The organism is Sporosarcina sp. P29 (genome assembly GCF_002743265.1).
In the GTDB taxonomy this organism is placed as follows: Bacteria; Bacillota; Bacilli; order Bacillales_A; family Planococcaceae; genus Sporosarcina.
Window position 1 is genome coordinate 1 of the sequence record NZ_PDYX01000051.1, and the last position, 1,334, is coordinate 1,334.

Consider the following 1,334-nt stretch of genomic DNA (forward strand, 5'->3'; position numbering starts at 1 on the left):
AATCAAATGTTGGGGTGGAGTGAATTTAAATCCACCCCTCAACCTAAATGAACGCCAATTTCTTTATACTGTATGTTTAATAAAATTTTCGCCCTAAAGTGATCGAAACGTCTAAAGCCATAGGCATTGCGTTTCATCACTTTTGTTTTATTATTGATTCCTTCCAGAAATCCATTTGAATAATTAAAAGCGAAACTATTCAAGATCTCGACTTGCCAGTTCTTCAATGTTTGAATCGCCTTTAAAAAGGCAGGAACCTGTGCCTCTTCCACCTTACGGTAAAACGCTTCTAATCTTCTTTTCACTTCTACGACATCATCTGTCGTCTTCGCCCAATCAAACCATTCACAATACGCTTCTTTCAATTCATAAGCTGTTTTCAATTCCTCAGACATACCTATGTACCGATCACGATACCACCTTGTTTTATCATGTAGTTTCCTACTTCGTTTATACAGGACATGTCGCATCCGTTTACACTTCTTGCGATCATACGCATGCCATTCTTTTTGTACTTTACGTCGTACCTCATCAATGGCCCAGTAAATATATCGACAGAAATGAAAGCGATCTGCGACGATAACGGGACGACCTAAAGCTTCTCTCACCGCTGCTTTAAAGCTCGGATTCATATCCATTACGACTAATTTCACGTCCGCTCCATATTGATACAGATAATCTTTAATCGTATCTTTTCTACGATTTGGCAAGATGTCGAGTGGTTCATGCGTATCTGCATTCGCAATGATAAGTTGATAGGTACCTGCGTCTGTATCGCCTTTATATTCATCGATGGCAATTGCTTTAGGAAGCCGGACACCCGATACCATGTGTTGCTTTGCCACTTGTTGAAAGCGTCGGATGATTGTAGAACTGGAAGTTCCTAACGTCTCCCCAGCTTCTTTAAACGTCTTAGCTTTGATGCATCGGACTTGTGCTACTAGATTCCATTCTTTTGAAAACCGTTGATACTTATCAATAAAAGATGCCTTTTCAGAAAAACGTTTTCCACAAGCACACGCGTATCGACGACGTTTATACAATAGACATGTCAGTCGTTCAAACCACTTGAGATGCTTAATCTTTTGGAGCCGATAATCATGTACTTTCTTGGTACGCGCACCACAACTCGGGCAACGATGAAGTTTCTTTGGTAGTGAAACATGTAAAACGATTCGCTCTCCACGTTCCTCTATCTTTTCAATGAGTACATCTTTTAATCCTGGAATATTCATGATAAAATTCATATGCACGTATCACCTTTCTCTTTGACTTGTTTCTCGACAATTCAAGTATAAAAGAAATTGGTGATCACGTGCATTTTTTGTTCAATT

1 protein-coding gene is annotated in these 1,334 nt (G+C 39.4%); it reads right to left on the reverse strand.

Annotation, left to right across the window (positions count from 1 at the left end; genetic code table 11):
* Nucleotides 1-38 precede the first annotated feature (38 nt).
* Complete coding sequence (locus CSV68_RS16460) at nt 39-1,247, reverse strand: ISL3 family transposase (RefSeq protein ID WP_099662662.1); 1,209 nt, start codon at nt 1,245-1,247, stop codon at nt 39-41.
* Between the last annotated feature and the right edge of the window lie 87 nt (nt 1,248-1,334).

What these genes read in the sequence shown, in the direction of transcription:
- CSV68_RS16460 (WP_099662662.1), bottom strand. Translation starts at nt 1,247, where the DNA reads ATGAATTTTATCATGAATATTCCAGGATTAAAAGATGTACTCATTGAA.